Below are 17,378 nucleotides of genomic sequence, written 5' to 3'. Positions count from 1 at the left end.
GCGAAGGCCGTACAACCACAGGCGTACCCTGGGGGTACCCCGTCTAGTTCTAGGAGTCGCACGTGTCCGCTGTCGCGCCCGACGGCAGGAAGCTGCTCCGCCTGGAGGTCCGCAACAGCGAGACCCCCATCGAGCGGAAGCCCGAGTGGATCAAGACCCGCGCGAAGATGGGCCCGGAGTACAACGCCCTCCAGTCGCTGGTGAAGAAGGAGGGGCTGCACACGGTCTGCCAGGAGGCCGGCTGCCCCAACATCTTCGAGTGCTGGGAGGACCGCGAGGCGACCTTCCTCATCGGCGGCGACCAGTGCACCCGCCGCTGCGACTTCTGTCAGATCGACACCGGCAAACCCGCCGAGTTCGACCGTGACGAGCCCCGCCGCGTCGCCGAGTCCATCGTCACCATGGACCTCAACTACGCCACCATCACCGGCGTCGCCCGCGACGACCTGGAGGACGGCGGCGCCTGGCTGTACGCCGAGACCGTGCGCCAGGTCCACGCGATGACCGCCGACCGCGCGGCCGGCCGCACCGGCGTCGAGCTGCTCATCCCCGACTTCAACGCCGTCCCCGAGCAGCTGGCCGAGGTCTTCTCCTCCCGCCCCGAGGTACTGGCGCACAACGTCGAGACCGTGCCGCGGATCTTCAAGCGGATCCGCCCGGCCTTCCGCTACGAGCGCTCGCTGGACGTCATCACCCAGGCCCGCGCGGCCGGGCTGGTGACCAAGTCCAACCTGATCCTGGGCATGGGCGAGACCCGCGAGGAGGTCAGCCAGGCGCTCGCCGACCTGGTCGGCGCCGGCTGCGAGCTCATCACCATCACCCAGTACCTGCGCCCCTCGCTGCGCCACCACCCGGTGGAGCGCTGGGTGAAGCCGCAGGAGTTCGTCGAGCTCCAGGAGGAGGCCGAGGAGCTGGGCTTCGCCGGCGTCATGTCGGGCCCGCTGGTGCGCTCCTCGTACCGAGCCGGCCGGCTCTACCGCCAGGCGCTGGAGCGGCGCGAGCAGGCCGCGGTCTGACCGGGCACGGTTCCCCGGCGCGTTTGAGCCATTGAGCTGTTGGAAGGGCGGAGCTGCGGCTCCGCCCTTCCGGTTTTCACCACGCTTTGACTGCCTGGTCACGGACTGGTAACACGGGGTGGGGACGATGGACGCCCAGCAAGCGTTCGATTCTTCTCAGCCACGATCAGTCACGAGAGGAGCTGTTCGGCATGGCGATGGGAATGCGGATCCGGTCGGTGCGATCGGTTCGGTCGGTCGGGGCGGCGCTGCGGTTCGCCGAGAGCGTCCTGCTGGCGCCGGGCCAGCAGCACGCGCGCCGCAACGCGTGGACGGCGGTGTGCGAGAACCGCCGGTACGCGGCGGACCGCCGGCACGACGCGGTCGCCGCCGGAGCGACGGCGAAGCCCGTACGGCCGTGAAGCCCGGACGACCTGAAGCCCGTACGGCCGTGAAGCTCCCGTCACGCTGAAGTCCCTACCGCCGTGAGGCCCGTCGCTGTCCGCGACGGCGTACGGGCACAAGGGTCACGGTTCGGGCGAACGGGTACCCGGGCTTGGATATCCCGTACCCGTGCCACGTACCATGAGCGTTATGGCGAGGGAAACATCCGAGAACCCCGGACGGCTGAAGCAGATCCGTCTGGCGTACACCATGACCAAGAAGGTCGACACCAAGATCGGCCTGATCATCGCCGGCGTCGGCCTGCTGACCTTCGGCGTGTTCCTCGCCATCGGCTTCGCGATCGAGCACCCCGTCTATCTGGGCATCCTGGGCTTCATCGTGGCCGTGCTGGCCATGGCGATCGTCTTCGGGCGCCGGGCCGAGCGCGCCGCGTTCGGGCAGATGGAGGGGCAGCCGGGCGCCGTCGCGGCGGTGCTGAACAACATCCGACGCGGCTGGAGCTCCAACACCACGCCGGTGGCGGTCACCCGTAACCAGGACGCCGTGTACCGCGCGGTGGGCCGGGCGGGCATCGCGCTGATCGGCGAGGGCAACCCGAACCGGGTGCGCCAGCTGCTGGCCTCCGAGAAGAAGAAGATGGCCCGCGTGGTCGGCGACGTGCCGGTGCACGACATCGTGGTGGGCAACGGCGAGGGCGAGATCCCGCTGAAGAAGCTGCAGATCCACCTCATGCGACTGCCCCGCGCCATCACCGCCGCCCAGGTCACCGAGACCAACGACCGCCTGCGCGCGCTGGGCGACCTGCTCTCCAAGGCCCCGATCCCCAAGGGCCCGATGCCGAAGGGCGCCCGGATGCCCAAGGGCGGCCAGGTCCGCTGACTCTCCCCCTCCCCTGACGACACGAGAACGGCCCCGCCGCGGAGCTTCCGCGGCGGGGCCGTTCCGACGTTCCGGCTCGGCGGAGCCGGTTAGATCCGCACCTCGACCGTGCCGACCGCCTTGTCGTGCAGGCCGCGGTGGTCGCGGTCCCAGACCAGCGGGGGCACCACCAGGCAGAGCAGCAGGGTGCGCAGCAGGACCTGCGGGATGGTCGCGCGGCCGCCGTCCAGGCGGACCACCCGGAGGCCGAACAACCGCTTGCCGACCGTCGTCCCGGTGGTCGACAGCAGCAGGGCCGCGACCAGGAAGAACAGCGGGCTCGTCCACAGGTTGGCCTCGGCCTGGTCGCCGCGGGCGATCAGCCCGTAGGAGATCAGCGCGACCAGCCAGCCGTCCACGAACAGCGCGCCGATCCGGCGGCCGGGGCCGGCGATCGAGCCGGAGCCCTCCTCGGGCAGGCCGAGGCGTTCGCCGCGGTAGCCGAAGTCGGCGCCCATCTTCTCGGCGGCCGCCTTGGGGCCGTCGATCCACGATCCCAACGCTTCTCTGGTGTCCACGAATCCACACTAACCGGGCTGACGGTCCGGACCGCCACCGGCTCCCCTCCGGGCGGGGCGCCGTCGCGGCGCCGTCCCCTGGGGAGTGAATCCCAGCACCTGGGCGTTCCCGACGGCTTTTCCAGTGGTCCAGACCACTTGTCGGAGCCCGCCCAGGTGGGAGGGGCGTTTTGCCCCGTCCCGTACATCTTTGCCGCCCGCCCGGGGGCCGTGGTTAACATCTAGGAAACGAGCGGGTCACCGTCCGGAAACGACCCATTCCTAGGGTGAGCCCCATTCGCACCGAGGAGGATGGATGTTCAACAACGCCGCCGAAGTGAAGCAGTACATCCAGGACAACGACGTGAAGTTCGTCGATGTCCGGTTCTGTGACCTGCCGGGCGTCTTGCAGCACTTCTCCGTACCCGCGGCGACCTTCGATCCGTCCGAGATCCTGATGTTCGACGGCTCGTCGATCCGCGGCTTCCAGGCCATCCACGAGTCCGACATGGCCCTCGTCCCGGACCTCGCCACCGCGCGGCTCGACCCCTTCCGGGCCGAGAAGCACCTCAACATCAACTTCTTCATCCAGGACCCGGTCACCGGCGAGGCCTACAGCCGCGACCCGCGCAACGTCGCCAAGAAGGCCGAGGCCTACCTCGCCTCCTCCGGCATCGCCGACACCGCGTTCTTCGGACCCGAGGCCGAGTTCTACGTCTTCGACTCGGTCCGCTTCGACACCAGCGCCAACGCGTCCTTCTACCACATCGACTCGGAGGCCGGCGCCTGGAACACCGGCGCCGCCGAGGGCGACGCGCGCGGCTACAAGGTCAAGTACAAGGGCGGGTACTTCCCCGTCCCGCCGGTGGACCACTTCGCCGACCTGCGCGCGGAGATGTCGCTGGAACTCGCCAAGGCCGGGCTGGAGGTCGAGCGCCAGCACCACGAGGTCGGCACGGCCGGCCAGGCGGAGATCAACTACAAGTTCAACACCCTGCTGCACGCCGCCGACGACCTGATGCTGTTCAAGTACATCATCAAGAACGTCGCCTGGCGCAACGGCAAGACCGCCACCTTCATGCCGAAGCCGATCTTCGGCGACAACGGCTCGGGCATGCACGTCCACCAGTCGCTGTGGACCGAGGGCTCCCCGCTCTTCTACGACGAGCAGGGCTACGCCGGCCTCTCCGACACCGCCCGCTACTACATCGGCGGCCTGCTCCGGCACGCCCCGTCCCTGCTGGCGTTCACCAACCCCTCGGTGAACTCCTACCACCGCCTGGTCCCGGGCTTCGAGGCGCCGGTCAACCTGGTCTACTCCCAGCGCAACCGCTCGGCCGCGATCCGCATCCCGATCACCGGCTCCAACGCCAAGGCCAAGCGCATCGAGTTCCGCGCCCCGGACCCGTCCTCCAACCCGTACCTGGCCTTCTCCGCCATGCTGATGGCCGGCCTCGACGGCATCCGCAACAAGATCGAGCCGCTGGAGCCCGTCGACAAGGACCTCTACGAGCTCGCCCCCGAAGAGCACGCCAACGTCCCCCAGGTGCCCTCCTCCCTCCCGGCCGTCCTCGAAGCCCTCGAAGCCGACCACGAGTACCTCCTCGCCGGCAACGTCTTCACCCCGGACCTGATCGAGACCTGGATCGACTTCAAGCGCACCAACGAAATCGCCCCCATCGCCCTCCGCCCCCACCCGCACGAGTTCGAGCTGTACTACGACCTGTAGGAGCACCGCTGACCTGCGGAAACGCAGTTCGATCTCTCACCGTTTCCGCAGGTCAGGCAAGGTCCTGACCTGCGGAAACGCCGGTCGGTCGCGTCACGTCGATTGCTCTGGGGCTCCCGATGTGAAATGAGTGTGAACTGAGCACGCGTAGATCGAACACGCGATGATCATCCCGTCGCCCTTGCCAGCGCTGGGCGGTGCACCATCTCGCTACTTTCAGCAGTCGCCACTCATGAACTGCCGACTCACCAGGTTCGATCTTTTGCCAGCCCTGCCGCTCCCTCGGGCTAGGCCCTATCCTGCGGGTCATGTGACTTCCCCATGCCCGACTCGTTGTGCCCGGCATGGGGCGGGGTGATGTGACGAACGATGAATGGGCCCGACTGGCTCCGCATTTGCCGGGAGGCGGTCGGCGGGGCGGGCGCTGGAATGACCACCGTAGGGTGATCAACGGGATCCTGTTCCGGCAGCGGACCGGTGTCCCGTGGCGGGGCCTTCCGGAGCGTTTCGGCAGCCGGAAGACGGTCTACGAGCGGCACCGGCGCTGGTCTGCGGACGGCACGTGGGACAGGATCCTGCGTGCGGTCCAGGCGGATGCCGATGCGGCGGGCCACCTCGACTGGAGCATGGTGAGCGTGGACTCCACCTCCTGTCGGGCTCACCAGCACGCCGCCGGAGCCCAGAAGAAACCGCCCCGCGTGCCGGGAAAGGATCAACGCCTCGGCAGCACCGCCCCGATGAAGGACTCTGGCATTCCCGGGGCGGGCTGACGACGAAGATCCACCTGGCTGGCAAGGGCGGGCGTCGCCCCACTGGGCCTGCTGGTCACGCCGGGCCAGTGGGGCGACGCCCCGCAGCTCATACCAGCCATGGAGCGCATCCGCGTCCCGCGCCCTGGCGGCGGGCACCCACGCACGCGCCCCAACCGGTCCACACTCTCCTGCGCACACACCAGGCGCCTTCGGATAAGGGGGCGTGAATACCCCCTCCGCGCCCAAGCGGCTCAAGGTGGTGACGCGTCCGGTCCCCGCCGAGCCTTTCCGAGTGCTGCCAATGAATGATATTACTGCTTGCTCAGTAAGTGATCACACAGCGTGCACAGACCCGGGGGCGAGATGGCCAGGAAGCACTCGTACTCCTACGAAATGGAGCCGCTGTTCACCGACCTGCCGCTGCCGTCCCAGACGCCGGTGACAGTGCTATCCCCCATGATGGCTCCACCTCCGCACATGACACCGAAGCAGATTCTGATGAGTCAGTCGGCCGAGCAGTGGGAGGAGTTCGTCCGTGAGTGGCTGCTGGCGCTGAAGGGGACAGGGTACGTCGACGTGGTGGGCATGGGAGGGGCCAACGACCGGGGAGCCGATGTCGCGGCGTTCCTCACCCAGCGCAAGACCGACGGGCCGTGGCACTGCTTTCAGTGCAAGCGCTACGAGCGATCGCTCACCCCAGCCATCGCCTACCCAGAGATGCTCAAGATCCTCGCCGCAGTGGCCGTCCGGCGCTACCGCGAGTTCCCCGAACGCTACGTCTTCGTCGCGCCAAGGATCGGCGCGTCCCTGGTCCAGCTTCTGGCCAAGCCCGGTGAACTCAAGGACGAGTTCCTGCGCGCGGTGGCACCCGGCAGCAGGCTCAGCGCGGAGTACGACGACGACACACTGGCCGCCGCACTGGACCTGGCGCAGGTGACGGACTTCTCCTGCTTCGAGGCCGCCAACCTCGACAAGATCCTGGAGCAGCACGCCGAAGGCCCCTACCACGCCCAGCGGTTCGGCACACCACTCAAGCCACGGCCCGCTACTGGTCAGCCTCCCATGGAGCACACCGCCAACGAGGCGCGGTACATCCAGTTGCTGTTGGAAGTCTACGAGGAGAGATGGGGCTGCCCGGCCGACTCCCCTCTCAACGCCCGGGCTCACCCGCACGCTGGTCGGCACCTGCAGAGCCAGCGCGAGGCGTTCTTCTGCGCGGACGCACTGCGACTCTTCGCCCGAGACAGCGTCCCGCCCGGAACTTTCGAAGCCCTGCAGGACGACATCTACAACCGAGTCGCCGACTTCGAGCTGCGGGACTTCCCCAACGGCTACGAGCGCCTCAACAAGGTACTGGACACCGCCGGCGACATGCCGCTGGCGAACAACATCCTCGTCGACTACGTGCACTCCAATGACCGCAAGGGAATCTGCCACCAGTTGGCCAACGATGACCGTCTGACCTGGTGCCCGAAGGAGGGATCGTGATTCCACTCAACGGCCCGCTCGAGGTGGGCATGAGAACGCTGGTCCTGCTGTCAACGTCGTTCCCGCAGCCCCTGGACCTGGCTCAGCTGGTCTACCTCGACCACGTGATGCTGCACAGCGCAGACCTGGACGGTCCGCCAAGCTTGCATCCCTCACTCCCTGCAGGTCCCGGCGAGCTCGCCATGAAGCGCCACCTCATCGAGCAGGGCCTGGTCGTCCTCCTACGGGCCGGACTGGCCGACGTCGAGGCGACCGCAGACGGCCTGGTGTACCGCGCGAGCGAGGAGGGTCCGGGGTTCGTCAACGTCCTTGAGGCCCCCTACATCGGTGACCTGCGCACCCGGGCCAACTGGATCTTCAGAGACCTGCGCCTTCCCGCGGCCGAAGTCCGGGACGCGACCCGGCAGATCACCGACCGCTGGGTCCACAAGTTCCGCGACAGCCTGCCTCTTCCCGGGAGTGACCTTGTCTAGCCTCAGGCTCCTTCACCTGACCTTCGCCGGCATGGGTCTGGAGCCGGCACAGGTCACCTTCCACCCGCGGTTGACCGTCGTCTACGGAGCTTCCGACACCGGCAAGTCCTTCGTCACCGAGGCGATCGACTACATGCTCGGCGCCCGCAAACTCAACGTCATCCCCGAGGCCGAGCACTACTCTCAGATCCTTCTGGGCGTCGTTCTGCCCGACGGCAGCGTCATCACTCTCGTGCGCGGGCTGCGGTCCACCATCATCAAGGTCTACCGCAGCGATGTACGAGACGTCGTTCACCACAGCCCCGACCTGGTGCTGGCCGCCCAGCACTCCACCAAAGGCAGCGCGAACCTGTCCCGGTTCCTGCTCAGCCAAATCGGCCTCGACAACACCCTCATCAGCACCAACGACCGCGGCAACACCAAGCTCCTAGCCTTCCGCGACCTACTGCAGCTATGCCTGGTCAGCGAAACACGCATGGTCTCACCCGTACCCCCAGCCCTGCGGGCGGCGGGCACCAACGGCCAGACTGCCTACCGCTCGGCTCTCAAGCTCATGCTCACCGGCGCCGGGGAACCGCCCACCGCCACCGGACCCAACCCCGCACAACGCCGTGTCCACAAAGGCAAGATCACCCTCCTCGACGGGCTGATCATCGACCTCCAACGGCAGCTCACCAACGACAGCAACCAACTCGACCTCGAGCAACAGCTCGCCCGCCTGCTCTCCACGCTCAACTCCCGCTCCTCTGCGCTGCGGGAGGTAGCCGACCGGCACGTCGAGGCCGTCGCCCACCGCACCACGCTGTCGGTGACACTCGCGCAGTACGACGAACGCCTCGCCGAGATCGACAGCCTCCTCGGCCGGTTCGGCCTGCTGCGCAGCCAGTACGAGTCCGACCTCGCGCGTCTGGCGATGGTCAACGAAGCCGGCAGCCTACTCGGCTACTTCGCCACCGGCGCCTGCGTGTTCTGCGGTGCCGAGCCCGAGCATCAACGCCCGACACACAGCGAGCAGGAGACCACCGCACTGCACGCGGCCGTCGACGCGGAGAGCACCAAGACCCACCACCTGCTGGGTGACCTCCTGCTGACCATCGACGGCCTGCGCGTGCAGCGCGACGAGCTCGCCCAGCTGCGCGACAACCACCGTGCCCAGGCTGAGACGGTGACCGGAGAGATCACGCGCATCACCGAGGAGGAGCTACGGCCTTTGGAGGCCGAGACCGCCGAGCTGATGGCCAAACGCTCAGAAATCGAACGCGACTTGGGCCTGCACGAGCGGATCGAGGAGCTCGAGACCGTGAAGCAGTCACTCGTCGCTGAAGGTGCCGTCCCCGGAGGGCGGCCAAGCGGCAGCATTCCCGCCCGCGTCATCGTCGGATTCGAGCGGGCTATTCAGCACGCACTCGAGGTGTGGAGAGTCCGCTTCACCGGTGAGGTGGACTACGACCAGTACACCGCAGAGATGTCCGTCGGCGGCAAGACGCGCGCCGGCCACGGCAAGGGCATGCGTGCAGTCCTCAACGCGGCGTTCACCGTCGCCCTGGCCGACCTGTGCCTCTCCCAGGAGCACAGCCACCCAGGGTTCGTCGTCCTCGACTCCCCGCTGGTTACCTACCGCGAACCCGGAACCCGCGACGCCGCTCTCCCGGACAGCGTGAAGGACTACTTCTACCGCGGCCTCCTCCACAACTTCGCCGGACAGGCCATCGTCGTCGAGAACGGCGACCCGCCCGCCGATATCACCGAAGAGGCACAGGTCTACATGTTCAGCCGTGAACGGGACGGGCAGAGGTTCGGCTTCTTCCCGACCGAGGCCGCTGCCGGGCAATGACGCAGCCCGGGACCGCCTGCGTCGAACAGGAACACCCCGCACACACCACAGCCCTGGCGGTCATGCGCCACATCACCTCGGCGCCTGGGTACACCCGTTCCGACGCCGGGCAGCGGCAGGGCCACGCCGAGGCTTCGACTCGGGCGGCTCAGACAGGTCGGTGCCGACCGCGCCAGGCAACATCTCCACTGCAGGTTGCAGGTCATCCTCGAGATCAGGTCTTGAGTGGAAATCTCCCGGGCAATGCAGCCCTCGATCCGGTGCTAAACAGCGAGTCCAGCGCAACGATTGTCATCGCATACCGGGCAGCGGTCTCCACTCGAATCAGGAAGTTGCGCCTTAGCTTTGGGGGTCGCCCAGCGAAAGCTGCCCTGGGATCTGCTCCTGTGAATCAACGAAAAAGTCATCAACAACAAAGGCCCGAGCGGCTGACCGAAAGCTGGGCTTGAGCCCTGCCGCCGCTACCAGAAACCCCGCAACGTCGGCCACCAGTTTCGCCGCCAAGGGCTGGGAGAAATTTCCAAAAGCGTCACGAATACTGTGTGGATCGTCGATAGCGAGAGAGAAATTCATCCACTCCGAATAGCGCATTGCCGCCGCAAACATGGACGGATTTCTGATCAGCCGACCGATGAGTTCCAGAAGCCCCGGATACCAATCTGGCAGGACGCCCCCCAGAGAAGGGTCGTCACCAACCAAGCTGCGCATCCGAGTAGCCAGCTGCTGCTTCTCCCTGAAACCAACTTGCCCCCCAAACAGGTACGCCTGGAGATTCTTGTCCACATCTGAGATGTGCGTAATCCGCACGTATTCAATTGCTTTGGCACAGGTCGCCAGGTAGAGCCAAACACAATCGAATAGGATAGCCAAGTGGCGCGGATTATTCGGACTGAGAACACCTCGGACATCCGCAAGGTGAGCGACCATCTGGGCGAGATTCCGATAAGGGTCGTAGACCCAGTAATCGAACTCGAGGTACTCCATGAGCGACTGGAGCCGGTCGTCAACCTGCCGACTCCTCTCTAGCTGCCTCGCAATCGATGCGGGATCGAATAGCTGCGCCAGAGGACCAATCGTAAAGTCGAATGGAACCCTGTGAAGTTTTTCCATCTCTTCGACATCGGCAGGAAGCAACGCGCCAAGATTCAATCGCGAAGCAAGCTGTCGAGCCGAATCGGTGACAGCCTTACTGCGCAGCATGTACGCCATATCGGCTTCGAAAAAGTCGGCGAGACCTCGAAGCCAGAACATCCTCTCGGTTGAACCCGACTTTGTTGTCTTGCAGTCGATGACCACACGCTGCGTCTGAAACCCAGGGCTAAAGGCAATACCAAGGACGTCAAGGTCCGTGTATGACTCAAACCCGGTGCTATTTCTCCCTCCTCGGGATCGTACAGGGACGTACGAGCGCATCTGGACATCCACCCTGGTGGAGAACCCCATGGTCCACAGAAGGCGCCGGCCAAGCGCCTTCAGCTCCAGATCCAACTCAGTCACAGCGATCCCCTTCCCATCAGCGCATCCCAGAAGCCACGGTACTGGGAGGGAGTGACATCCGGCCTCGTGCGCGTCCGGGAGACCGTCTGAATGGGACGCAGGTACGAAGCATCCAGATCAAGCAGCTGTCGCGTCTCAGGAGACGGAGTCCTGCCAGCCATCGTCTCGCCAGCCCCAATCAACTCGCGTGCAATTTCCATCGCTTCACGATTGTCCGGAGTATCGACAAAAACAGGCTGGACCCACGTGCCGCCGGGATACGGGTCAGCGCCAAATCGGATAACCCCAAGATTCCGCATCAAAGCGTATTGACGTTCGTGAGAGCTGTGCGGCGCCAGCTTCCCCCTCCCCGGATCAAGCAGCGCAGAGATGATCGCAAGTGCACTTGAGACATTGGTGGAGCCACCGAACTGTTGACCGCACCTCACACATGCAACGATTGCCAGCGCCTTGTCCAGGACCGGCTTTCGCTCTGTGAGCAACTCCCGATCCAGAGTGTAGGGAAGGACGGCAAAGGACATCTCTTTCCCATCCGGCAGCGCAACAGAGGGCGCAGAAATGAGTCCACGGGCGACAGCATCTGTGAGCATTGGATAGGTCCCTGCCGTAATGGGGAGGCCCTGATGCCCATGCAGTTTCTCAAACTCGTCCTGCATCTGGGCACTTCCGTGTTCCACTAGAAGCCCATTCAAGACTGACGGATTCTCAAATGCCGAGAAGGGGGAGTAAAGGATGTCTCCGTCGAGCGTCGACTCAACCTTGAGGATGCTGGAGTCGCGCCCCAGCATGACGATATCGTCAGGATGTGAATCGATGCCAACTTCCGAAGCAAGCGACTCAACCGGAACCGGACCCTTGGCCAGGCGTCGCACAACGGCGAGCATTTCCTCCTCGATCTGCCGAGGACGACTCTCTCGCCATGCCAACCCAAGGTCCTCGTAGAGCGTCCGGTAGACGGGCACGTTCTCGGTGAGTCCGACAGGCTCGCCTCGGTTGTTGCGGACAAGATCGACAAAGCCAGCGGTCTCGAGGACCTCCAACACTTGCTCGAACGAGGACGGGGCCACGTCGAGCTCCCTAACCGCTATCACCTGTAGCGCGGACACATCCTGGACCACTTCGCGCCCTCGGATCAGGGAAGCGACGTCAGCAGCGCTGCCGACCAGCCGAGTCTTCGTTAGCGGGACCAAGGCCGGTGAGTGCGGGTCCATGTTGCGCAGCCCTTGATGGACATCCTGGCTCCTGAGCCCAGCCTCATAGTTCTCCATCGAACCCCCTACCGATCAGGCACTCGCGCCGAAAGCGCACCTAGACCTCGCAGCCCCGCGCGCCGGAGAGTTGACCACCCACAGCGGCCCGGGCTTCACGCCGCTCCTACAGCTGATTGTAGAGATCACGCCAGAGCTATGTCTCGCAGTAGATCGCTCTCAGTCGCATGCACTTGAGTCCCCGCCGGCCAAGCGTGACCTGCCTCCCACACACTGCGCCGCCGCCGGCTCCCAGCTCAGGTCCCGGCCAGCTACTCGCACTGCCCGTCGATGCTGTGTTGGCTGCGCAACCGGAACGAGGGGACATCCTTCGTGTCTTTCCAACTCGGTGAGGTGGCCAACGTGGCGACCCTACCCTGAACGTGACGGCGCGATATTCAAGCTCCACCGGACCAAGATCACGGTCCTCCTCGCCATACCGGGCGATGGGCTCGAAAGCCGTCAATCTCCAGACGAGTTAGTACCTGGAGGTCCATTCTGAACGCATGACCCTGTCCAACGCCTCTGCGGCCCCACCCGCCATGACGAAGATCACCGCAGTGACGCGGCGTGACATTTTTGACTACCTGCGCAGTACCGGCACCCCGTGGTGGGGGCGACTCGACGACGAGATCGCGTTCCTGGAGCGTCTCTACAAACTGGACGAGTTGCCGTCGACCGACAGCCGGTTCACCACTGCACGCGGCGACATAGCTCAGCACCGGCTCAACAACGACGACTGGGACGACGACTGGATCTTCACGGATCCACGCCTGGGACTCCGATCCGGTCCGGACGAGGTACTGCTCGCCTTCCTCGTGGAGGCCCTGCACCCGGAAGTGCTTTCCGACGTCGACCAAGCCTCACGGCACGTCGATCAACTGAACCGCATCTTGGAACCCGATGGCTGGGCACTTCGCGCTTACCAGTTCCTGTCAGGCCGGCCGATCTACTCACCTGTCCGGGTACAGGCTGCCGGCCTGCTGGTGTCGTTGCCCTTGAACGACGATGACGCGGGCAAGCTCGACCTCGTTCTCGGCCAGGTCTACAGCCTCCTCGACTGCGACGGGCAGGAGGCCGCCCGCGACCTCCTGCCCAAGACCAGACTCACGTTGCGTCGCGACGGCGGCTTCTACCACCCCATGCCGGGCGACAACTGGACTGCCAGCACGTACGAAGCCGTCCTCACCGTCGACCGCCCACTCATCCCCGCGTTCACGCCAGCGGTGGCCGAGGCGACCTGGCACCAATTGGGAGCAGTACTCGCACGGCTCGGACGCGAAGACGTGCAGTCGCTCGTGATCGAAGGCGATATGGGGCCGATGCCCTACATCCCGCACGACTGGAGAGGCCGCGCGGTCACACCGGCTTCCCCCGTGATCCGCGGCGCCCGCCTCAACTTCGCTTCCACCGACTTCGACGTTGTGCGCCAGGACTTCTCCGACCTTGAGATCCGCTCCGCTGCGGACGGCGGCTTCCACTACCTCTACGACACGCGGGCGAACAGGCCGGTCACCGACTTCGTGCTCGACGACCGACCCCAAGTAGCGACGCTGTGCAACGTCACCATCATCAGGAAGGGCGATATCTACTCCCCCCGAATCAAGCTGTGGAAGAAGGACAAGAGCAAAGCCGAGAAGGCAGCGGCCATGGAGGTCATTCCCGGCACCGAGAGCACACAGCTCATCAAGGCGGTCGTCGACACCAGCGACGCCCACGAGAACTTCTGGAAGGTCATCAACTTCCTCCAAGGGTGCACCGGGCTCCACACCCCGGGCAGTCGTGCCGGTCTGGCTGTCGGCGATGCCGATCAGCTCGCCGAAGTTCTGACCGGCCAGGACCGGACTATGCTCCTGCAAGCGCTCAAGACCGCCATCGGTGGTTCGCTCACCGAAGAAGACATCCGCCTCATCAGCAACCGCAAGATCCAGCTCCAGCGCTTCGACCGGCTGCTGAACGACCCTGAATATTTTCAGGAGGAGAAGGACCGAACCGCCAAGTCCAGCGAAGCGCTCTGGCAGGACTACTTCGAAGGAAATTCCTGGATCTTCGGCTACGGTCTCAACCTCGTCGCCTGCGAGACCCTCGATGACGGCAAGCTGGAACGCATCACCACCGGGGCCAACATCTTCACCGGAGCCGGCAAGCGGATCGACGCGATCATGCGCTCCAAAGGTTTCATCAGCAGCATGCTGTTCTGCGAGATCAAGACCCATGAAACGCCACTGCTCGCCAAGACCCTCTACCGCACCCCGGACGTCTACCAGGTCTCGACGGAACTCGGAGGCGGAGTCGCCCAAGTGCAGAAGACCGTCCACAAAGCCCAACGGCTGATATCCAAGGAACTGACCCGGCTCTACCAGGCTGACGGCACCCCGACCGGTACCGAACTCTCGACCACCAAACCCCGCCAGGTCCTCGTGATCGGCAGCCTGGCCGAATTCAAACACAACGGCGAGGTCAACCCAGAAAAGCTCAGCTCCTTCGAACTCTACCGATCCTCCGTCCAAGGCATCGAGGTCATTACGTTCGACGAACTCTACGACCGAGCATGCTTCATCGTGGCGGACCAGTAGGACTCTGTCGCCCCCTCGCGGCCAGGGAGGGCTCGCACTTCGGTAGCTCTCCGTAGGCCGCACAACGAGCAAGCGGCGCGACCTCTCATCACCACCCGACACTTTCCGGTGTCCCTCATTCGTTGAGGCCGCCGCGTGTGCACTGGTTGTGAAATGATCTTCCTTGAGAGTCATTTTTCCGCAGATCAGAGGCGCGTTCGATCAGAACTACGACCTGTAGGACCCTCTCTGACCTGCGGAAACGCAGTGTGATCGCTCATCGTTTCCGCAGGTCGGACACCCTTCTGACCTGCGGAAACGCTGTCTTCGGACCCGCCGTCGGACATCCGGTGGCTCGCGATGTGAAATCGGAGTGAAACGGAGCACGAGACCGCAGACCGCCGAGCCCAACAGCTTCTCCCGCGCATGGCCGACAGACGGCCCTCGCCGGACGGCAATCGGTCAGCTGCCGGCGGGCCGTACGTCGTCCCGGTGTCCCGCTGCGTGGAGGGAGCCGAGGAGTGCGAGGGAGTCGGTGTCGGTGCTGCCCGGCGCCGTGGTGCCGACGAGGAGGTACTGGCCGTCGGCGCCCTGCACGTCGAACGCCTGGTAGGTGAGGGTGATGCGGCCGACGTCGGGATGGTTGAAGACCTTGGTCTTGCGGCCCAGGCCGCTGACGCTGTGGTCGCGCCACAGGGCGGCGAACTCCGGGCTGTCGGTGATCAGTTCGCGCACCATGGCGGCGAGCTCGGGGTCGTGGCGGTCGTGTCCGGCGGCCAGGCGCAGTGCTTCGACGGTGTCGCGGGCGACGCTGTGCCAGTCCGCGAAGAGTTCGCGGGCGGCCGGGTCGTGGAAGAGGGAGCGCACCATGCGGCGCGGGTCGGCCAGGGGTGAGAGCAGGGCGTCGGCGAGGGAGTTGGAGGCGAGGACGTCCAAGCGGCGGTTGATGACGTAGGCCACGGCCGTGGGGAAGGCGTCCATGAGCTGGAGGAGGGCGGGGTGCACCTGGTCGTGCGAGTGGGCGGGCGCCGACTTGGGTAGCAGGCCGGCCAGGCGGTAGGCGTGCCAGCGGGCGTCGGTGCCAAGGCGCAGGGCGCCGGCGATGGCGTCGATCACCTGGCCGGAGGGGTTGGTCTCGCGGCCCTGTTCCAGGCGGGCGTAGTAGTCGGCGCTGACGCCGGCCAGAACGGCGACTTCTTCGCGCCGCAGGCCCGCGACCCGGCGGGAGCCGGAGGTGGGCAGGCCCACGTCGGCGGGCGTCACCCGGGAGCGGCGTGCCCTTAGGAACGCGCCCAGCTCGTGGCCACTCATGCTCGCATCGTACGCCGCCCAGGCCACCGGCTCGCCGGGGCGGCTCGCACCGGTCGTGGCGCGGATTCGGGCGTCTGTTCCTGGGTGTGGCACTCCTAGGCAGGCCCGGCCTTCCTGGTGGCCTGTGCGGTGCCGATAGTCGATGGTGTGCCGGTCCGCGGCCTTGGGGCACCGGGCCGGACGTCCGCCCCGAAGGCGGGCACACACCAGCGATCGTCGTGCCAGGAGAACCACCATGGACGCCAGTGCCTTCACCGACTTCACCATGACCATCGCCGGCCGGGCGGTGCCGGGTGCGGCGTCCTACGAGGTCCTCGACCCGGCTGACGAGACGGTCGTGGCCAGGGCGCCGGTCTGCTCGCCCGAGCAGCTCGACCAGGCGGTGGCGGCGGCCAGGGCAGCCCTGCCCGGTTGGTCGGCGACGCCGTTGGAGGAGCGGCGCAGGCTCGTGCTGGCGGTCGCCGACACGGTCGAGGCGCACCTGGAACCCCTCAAGTGGCTCCTGACCCGGGAGCAGGGCAAGTCGTTGGACGACGCCGCCGCGGAGATCCTCGGGTTCGGGTACTGGCTGCGGGGGACGGCGTCGCTGTCGCTGCCGGAGACGGTGAACGAGGACAGCGCGGAGCGGCTCTCGGTGACCCGCCGGGTGCCGCTGGGGGTGGTGGGCGCGATCGTTCCGTGGAACTACCCGCTGGGCAACGCGGGGTTCAAACTCGCCCCGGCGCTGCTGGCGGGCAACACGGTGGTGTGGAAGCCGTCCCCGTCCACCCCGCTGGTCACCCTGAAGGTCGGCGAGCTGCTGTGCGAGGTCCTGCCGCCCGGTGTCCTGAACGTCGTCTCGGGCGGCGCCGAGCTGGGGCCGTGGATGACCGCGCACCCCGGCATCGACATGATCAGCTACACCGGCTCCACCCGCACCGGCCGCCGGGTGATGGCCGGCGCGGCGCCGACGCTGACCCGGGTGACCCTGGAACTGGGCGGCAACGACGCGGCGATCGTCCTGCCGGACGTCGATGTGCCCGCCGTCGCGGAGAAGCTGTTCTGGGGTGCCTTCGCCAACAGCGGCCAGGTGTGCCTGGCGATCAAGCGGCTGTACGTCCACCGCGACATCCACCAGCCGCTCCTGCGGGCGCTGGCCGCCTATGCCGCCACCGTGCGGGTCGGCCGCGGCACCGAGCCGGGCGTGAGGCTCGGCCCGGTGCAGAACCGCCCGCAGTACGAGCGGGTCCTCGACCTCCTCCAGGACTCCCACGCCCAGGGCCACCGCTTCGCCACCGGCGGCCGGGCCGGAGCGGGGCCGGGCTACTTCGTGGTGCCGACGCTCGTGGACGATCCCCCGGAGTCCTCGCGGATCGTCCAGGAGGAGCAGTTCGGGCCGGTCCTGCCGGTGCTCTCCTTCGACGACGTCGAGGACGCCGTCGCCCGGGCGAACGCGAGCGAGTACGGCCTCGGCGCCTCCGTCTGGTCGTCCGACCCGCGGGCGGCCCTGGCCGTCGGACGGCGCCTGCGGGCCGGCACGGTGTGGATCAACGAGGTCCAGCACCTCACCCCGCTCGTCACCTTCGCGGGCCACAAGCAGTCCGGGCTCGGCTCGGAGAGCGGCGCCGAGGGCCTGCTCGAATACACCGCGCCCCAGACCTTCACCCTCCGCCACGCCGCTGCGGCCTCGGCCTGAGA

The 17,378-nt window shown here is 66.3% G+C and carries 13 protein-coding genes and 1 pseudogene; 10 read left to right on the top strand and 4 right to left on the bottom strand.

The features are described 5' to 3' along the window. Positions 1-62 precede the first annotated feature (62 nt). The 3 genes from lipA to BX285_RS13560 all read left to right on the top strand — a co-directional run bounded on the left by lipA (position 63) and on the right by BX285_RS13560 (position 2,279). Entirely contained in the window at positions 63-1,016 is a 954-nt protein-coding gene (gene lipA / locus BX285_RS13570; RefSeq protein ID WP_030061100.1) for a lipoyl synthase, read from the top strand. Between the two features lie 197 nt (positions 1,017-1,213). Then, positions 1,214-1,417: a hypothetical protein gene (locus BX285_RS13565; RefSeq protein ID WP_373560570.1), complete on the top strand. Its 204-nt coding sequence runs from the start codon at positions 1,214-1,216 to the stop codon at positions 1,415-1,417. A gap of 163 nt (positions 1,418-1,580) precedes the next feature. Further along, entirely contained in the window at positions 1,581-2,279 is a 699-nt protein-coding gene (locus tag BX285_RS13560; RefSeq protein ID WP_373560514.1) for a DUF4191 domain-containing protein, read from the top strand. Positions 2,280-2,368: 89 nt separating this feature from the next. On the opposite strand, the gene BX285_RS13555 is transcribed toward BX285_RS13560, so the two are convergent. Beyond that, the gene (locus BX285_RS13555; protein WP_097238198.1) at positions 2,369-2,836 is read right to left on the bottom strand and encodes an RDD family protein; all 468 of its coding nucleotides are present in this window, start codon (positions 2,834-2,836) and stop codon (positions 2,369-2,371) included. A 295-nt stretch (positions 2,837-3,131) separates the two neighbouring features. On the opposite strand from BX285_RS13555, the gene glnA reads away from it, so the two are divergent. From glnA to BX285_RS13530, 5 genes and pseudogenes are all read left to right on the top strand, one after another. Then, positions 3,132-4,544, top strand: a complete 1,413-nt coding sequence (gene glnA / locus BX285_RS13550; RefSeq protein ID WP_097238197.1) for a type I glutamate--ammonia ligase — start codon at positions 3,132-3,134, stop codon at positions 4,542-4,544. 344 nt (positions 4,545-4,888) lie between these two features. Then, positions 4,889-5,527: pseudogene (locus BX285_RS13545) on the top strand (IS5 family transposase); the annotation flags it as partial. Positions 5,528-5,689: 162 nt separating this feature from the next. Then, a complete protein-coding gene (locus BX285_RS13540; RefSeq protein WP_259470523.1) occupies positions 5,690-6,784 on the top strand; it encodes an ABC-three component system protein in 1,095 nt (364 codons plus the stop codon). Then, positions 6,781-7,257 (top strand): ABC-three component system middle component 2, encoded by a 477-nt coding sequence (locus tag BX285_RS13535; protein WP_121175276.1) that lies wholly within the window; start codon positions 6,781-6,783, stop codon positions 7,255-7,257. Before BX285_RS13540 ends, BX285_RS13535 begins: the two co-directional genes overlap by 4 nt. Before the next feature lie 31 nt (positions 7,258-7,288). Continuing rightward, positions 7,289-9,091 (top strand): hypothetical protein, encoded by a 1,803-nt coding sequence (locus BX285_RS13530; RefSeq protein WP_259470522.1) that lies wholly within the window; start codon positions 7,289-7,291, stop codon positions 9,089-9,091. A gap of 339 nt (positions 9,092-9,430) precedes the next feature. Here the strand turns inward: BX285_RS13530 and BX285_RS13525 are convergent, their stop codons facing one another. Beyond that, entirely contained in the window at positions 9,431-10,387 is a 957-nt protein-coding gene (locus BX285_RS13525) for a hypothetical protein (protein WP_147465157.1), read from the bottom strand. 197 nt (positions 10,388-10,584) lie between these two features. After that, positions 10,585-11,856, bottom strand: a complete 1,272-nt coding sequence (locus tag BX285_RS13520; RefSeq protein WP_121175273.1) for a hypothetical protein — start codon at positions 11,854-11,856, stop codon at positions 10,585-10,587. A gap of 485 nt (positions 11,857-12,341) precedes the next feature. Here BX285_RS13520 and BX285_RS13515 point away from each other — a divergent pair, with 485 nt between their 5' ends. Continuing rightward, complete coding sequence (locus tag BX285_RS13515; RefSeq protein ID WP_121175272.1) at positions 12,342-14,411, top strand: Shedu anti-phage system protein SduA domain-containing protein; 2,070 nt, start codon at positions 12,342-12,344, stop codon at positions 14,409-14,411. 441 nt (positions 14,412-14,852) lie between these two features. Here the strand turns inward: BX285_RS13515 and BX285_RS13510 are convergent, their stop codons facing one another. Then, on the bottom strand, positions 14,853-15,701 hold the full coding sequence (locus BX285_RS13510) for a helix-turn-helix transcriptional regulator (protein ID WP_121175271.1): 849 nt from the start codon (positions 15,699-15,701) through the stop codon (positions 14,853-14,855). Positions 15,702-15,936: 235 nt separating this feature from the next. On the opposite strand from BX285_RS13510, the gene BX285_RS13505 reads away from it, so the two are divergent. Next, positions 15,937-17,376: an aldehyde dehydrogenase family protein gene (locus BX285_RS13505; RefSeq protein WP_259470521.1), complete on the top strand. Its 1,440-nt coding sequence runs from the start codon at positions 15,937-15,939 to the stop codon at positions 17,374-17,376. Positions 17,377-17,378: the final 2 nt, after the last annotated feature.

Source organism: Streptomyces sp. 1114.5 (assembly GCF_003635085.1).
Taxonomy (GTDB): Bacteria; Actinomycetota; Actinomycetes; order Streptomycetales; family Streptomycetaceae; genus Kitasatospora.
This window is presented reverse-complemented; position numbering and strand designations above follow the sequence as displayed.